The sequence below is a fragment of the Deltaproteobacteria bacterium genome (assembly GCA_009930495.1).
Classification (GTDB): Bacteria; Desulfobacterota; Desulfovibrionia; order Desulfovibrionales; family Desulfomicrobiaceae; genus Desulfomicrobium.
Genome location: RZYB01000196.1, coordinates 1 through 4,410, shown reverse-complemented (window position 1 = coordinate 4,410; position 4,410 = coordinate 1). Strand labels below are relative to the sequence as shown.

General features: G+C 58.7%; 2 protein-coding genes. Both read right to left on the bottom strand.

Going from position 1 to position 4,410, the window contains the following annotated elements; translation table 11 throughout:
* Window positions 1–266: 266 nt before the first annotated feature.
* Window positions 267–2,870, bottom strand: a complete 2,604-nt coding sequence (locus EOL86_12340; protein NCD26363.1) for a type III restriction endonuclease subunit R — start codon at window positions 2,868–2,870, stop codon at window positions 267–269.
* Window positions 2,871–2,873: 3 nt separating this feature from the next.
* Window positions 2,874–4,410: site-specific DNA-methyltransferase (locus tag EOL86_12335; protein ID NCD26362.1), on the bottom strand; the 1,537-nt coding region annotated here is incomplete at its 5' end.

Sequence of the window (4,410 nt, the reverse complement as noted above, 5' to 3'; positions counted from 1 at the left end):
CCACGCACGACCTGACCCCGATCGGGCTGGCCGAATTCTACGTCGGCCGCGCCAATCGGTCCGGCACTCGCAACCATGGCGAGTTCTCCGCGCCCTGCGCGGAAAAGTGCCGACCGATTCTGGGGTTTTTGTTGTGCGGGCTGGAGGGGTAGGGTTTGGGGGCTCGTGTGCGGCTCGTCTTTGCGAGCGGAGCGAGGCAATCCATGTTTTTTCAAATAGTTGGGTGGAGAAGACCTCGTTCCAGTGAATGCGGATCCCTCAACAGCTCACTCCCACGGATACGTTTTCCATTCGCTCATCAGCACCAGATCACAGGTCACGGTTCTTTTTTCGGCAGCCTGAATTTCCATTTTTCCCGCTTCGGTCGTCCGCCCCTGGCGGTAGTTGTCGGCCATGAGGCGCAGGAGTTTCCGTTTGTATTCCGAGTCCAGATTGCCCGCGAGCTGATCGCCCTTGGTTTCGATGACAAAGATTTTTTCCGCGCCGTCGGCCACTGACATGGCGAACAGAAAATCCGGATAGACCTTGTTCCGTCGCCAACCTTGCAGGGCATAGTGCCCGGCCTTGGCCACGTTGCGGTGCCACCAGCGCAGGGCCTCTTTTTCGTCCAGATAGCAGGCGAATTCCATCTCGTCCGTGTTGAAGTCGGCCTCGAAGACCGGCGTGAACAGGTTTTTTTGGATGGCATTGCCATCGTTGCGAATCAATTTGCGGGCGTTTTCCGGGCGGTCTGTTTCCAGCTCCATGGGCATGCGCCAATCGTGGGAGTGGTCGTCCATGCGCAGGCGGAACTGAATTGTACCGGCCGCAACCTGGGCGTGGAAATAGGTTTCAGCCACGGTGTCACGCTTGGTACTCAAGAACGTGCGTAGTGTTTCGATCAGATAACTGGACAGGTGCCCCAATCGGTCTTCCGAGAAGCCCTTGACCCGCAAGGCGTTGAGGAAATCGTGGACTTTGATTCGGGCAACCCACGGATTGGGAATCAGGTCCGTGATCATGCGCGTGGCATGAACCGGATCGAACCGCGCCTCTTCGAGCACTTCCCGCGTATGGTCGGCGGTGAAGAATTGTCCGGTCGCGCCGTCCGTCACCCTGATGCGGGTCGTGTGGCCGTGTGCTTCGTGAACATCCAGGGGGATCTTGTCCGCCAGTTCCGCCGCGTTCAGGAGGTTCCAGTCCACGCCTGCCAGCACGTCCTGTTCGTAATCCAGGGCGCGCGGACCGTCGTCACCGGCCCAGACCACCTTGGGCAGAAAAATGCGCAGGTCGGCAAAGGCTTCCCGGCGCTTGATTGGTCGAGTTTCCGGGCGGGTGTCGCTTCCTGTCCCGCCGTCCGTGATTTTGAGCGCCAGGTCGGCCATGCCGTCGCTTTCCAGACCTTTCTTGATGCCATCGACCACGTCGCGGGTGCGGTCGTGCAGGCAGAAAACATGGCATTCATCCAGGGCCGTGATGCCCGTGCGGGCGGCATGGGGTTGGCGCAGGATGCGGCCCACAAGCTGGGTCATGGCTGGGAGGTTGTGGTTGGCGCCAAGCGCGCAGAGCACATAGGCAAAGGGGCAGTCCCAGCCTTCCTGCAGGGCCTGTTTGGTGATGATGACCCGCACCTGGCAGGCCGGGTGCAGTAGGTCCATGTTTTCCGGCGTGTTCAGGTCGTTTTTTTCCGAAGTCTTGATGGCGATCTGCGCTTCGGTCAGTCCGGCGGTAAGTAGAAATTCCCTGGCGTCTTCGGAGTGAATGAAACCGGCGTCGCGCTGGTCGGCTCCGGTCCGTTCCACCTGCACGAGCATGATGGGGCGGATGTAACGGGCCGTTTCGGACATCAGCGTGTCGGCCTCGCGCTGCAAGCGGTTCAGGTGGTCCAGGCTTTCGCGCAGACCGTTGCGCCAGTCGCTGCCGGGGTTGACCTTCACGTTGAGTGGAATCTTGATCATTTCCTCTTCGGCCAGTTCGATGCCGCGCACGTCCACCAGCCAGTTGGCGAAGCGGGGCGGCGTTTCGGCGGGGCGGTCCTTGGGGGTGGCCGAGAGTTCGAGCACAAAGCGCGGGTTGAAACCAAGGACCGTGTCCATGGCGATTTTGGAATACGCTTTGTGGCCTTCGTCCACGATGACGATGGGCCGCAGCAGGCGCAGCACGTTGCCCAGGCTGTCCTTGATGATCGGGCCCAGGCCGAAATCATCGGCGTAGCGGTCCAGGTTGATGACTTCCGTGGCCAGCAGGCAGTGGGCCGCGCTTTCCGATTCGGCTGGAAAAAATCCGACCACGTTGCCCCGATCCCGGAAGACCTTCAGGGTTTCCTTGCTCTGCCGTCCCGCTGATTGGAGCATGAGCACCAGAATGCACAGGTGCGAGTCCACGTCCTGTTTGTATAGCGGGCTGTCCTTTTCGAGAATTTTGATCCGCCCGGCGGCCGTGCGGTCGAGCATCTGGCGGTAGGGATGGTCGCGGTTTTTGAGCTGCTTGAGGGTCTGGCTGTAGATGGCCTCGTTGGGCACGATCCACAGCACCACGCCGGTCTGGCGCTCCACGTATTTGCCCATGAGTCGGGAGATGCAGCTTGTGGCCAGCAGGGTCTTGCCGCCGCCGGTGGGGATTTTGAGGCAGACCGAGGGCACGTCGCGGCCAATGCCGTCCTTGCGGGGGGAGTAGGGCACGTTTGCCCGGCAGGCGGGGAGCAGATTCTTGGTCCGCATGGCGTCCCAAGCCTTGGCCGGAAAATCGGGCACGGGCCGGATCAGGTCCGGGTCGGTCTCTTCCTTGTTGGCCAGGATGATTTTTTGGGTCTTGTTCCGCCAATGGGTCAGCTCGTCCAAATAGGTATCAAAGACCGTCAGTACGCGGCGTTGGTATTCCTTCAGTTCCATGGCCTAGGCCTGTTCCCGGCGGTAGATGGCGTAGGGGAGTTGGGCGAATTCCACGCCCAGGGGGAGCAGGGTCTTGTTCGGCACGAACTTGACCGGGGCGAAGACCAGATGCCGCTTGTCGCGGTGTGTTGCCGCGATGGTTTCAGCGCGGGACAGGGTCAGGGCGCTGTCGTTGGATTTGAGGAAATCCAGGTCCGGCTTGTAGATGAGCCAGACGTGATAGTGCGAGCTTTCGCCCAGATAGAAGCGCTCTGGGTCAATGGCGTCAGGCCGCAGGGTCTGGTTGGTGGCGGTGTAGAAGACCCATGCGCCCAGAGCCGCGTAGTCGGGTAGGTTCGCGCCGGTCAGCAGGGCGTCGATGTCCACGGGCTCGCCCAGGGTGCAATAGGTGAAACTCCCGCCCAGGCCGGGCTTGGTGGCGGCGATGTCCTTTTCGCCGGTGACGATGAGTTCGCCGTCTTTGATTTCCTTTTTGATGCGGTCGAAGTTGGGCGCGTGCAGGGCTTCCAGGCCGCTGATCTGGTGCAGTAGGTTTGAAGCACGCTGGAGCTTGGTCCAGGTCAGTTTTTCACGCAGCAATGTTTCCTTGTGCTTGCCGGTGAAGGGGTAGCCGTTCATGACCCGGCGCACGCGCTCGGCGGTCAGGGTGTCGGCGTAGTCCTCGCATTCCACGAGGATGAAACGGCGATTGCCGCCGTCCTTGCGATTGGCTTCGAGCACGGCATGGGCCGTGGTGCCGGAACCGGCAAAGGAATCGAGGGTTAATGAATTTGAGGAGGCTGCGATTTCGATGATGCGCTGAATGAGTTCGACTGGTTTAGGTGCATGAAGGCCGAAGTCATCTTCGACAGCGAAGAGCTCCAAGAGAAGTTTTTTTGAGTTCTCCGTGTCGCCAACTTCAGCTGCAAGCCAAAGTGTATCCGGGACTAATCCTTTTGCCTCCGCAGGGTACTGTTTGATTCGAGGCAAACCATCTCCGTCGCTCGGCCAATAAATTTTTTTCTCAATATCTCTTAAACGAAGAAATTCTGGCTCAGTTGCTCCCCAACTTCTCCCTTTTGGTGGCCGAACAAGCCTTCCAGAAGGAGTAATGATGTCGTATTGCTGATTTTTTCTATATCCCTGTGCAGAAAATGGAATAGACTTCCATACTCCACGCTGGTCATTATCAGGGTTTGCGTAGCCATCTTTGCTTTGAGGGAGTAGATTTCTGATAGATTTCCAATCATCAGAGTTTGCTTTTGTGTAGACCATGAGATGGTCTATGCTGGGGGAAAGTGCCGCTCGATTTTCTCTTGATGTTCGTTTTTGCCATGCTATTTGGCCGATACAATTTGCGTCTCCAAAAATTTCATCCAGCACCATTCGTGCCCGATGTACTTCATTGTCATCCAGCGTCATCCACAGGCTGCCGGTTTCGGCCAGGAGCTCATGCAGGAGCTTGAGGCGCGGCCACATCATGGCGCACCATTTGTCATGGCGGAGCATGTCTTCGCGGTTGACCGGATTGCTGGACAGCCATTCGCGCATGATCGGACTG

Bases quoted from the DNA above. Each gene is read 5' to 3' on its own strand.
- EOL86_12340 (NCD26363.1), bottom strand. From the start codon at position 2,870: ATGGAACTGAAGGAATACCAACGCCGCGTACTGACGGTCTTTGATACC.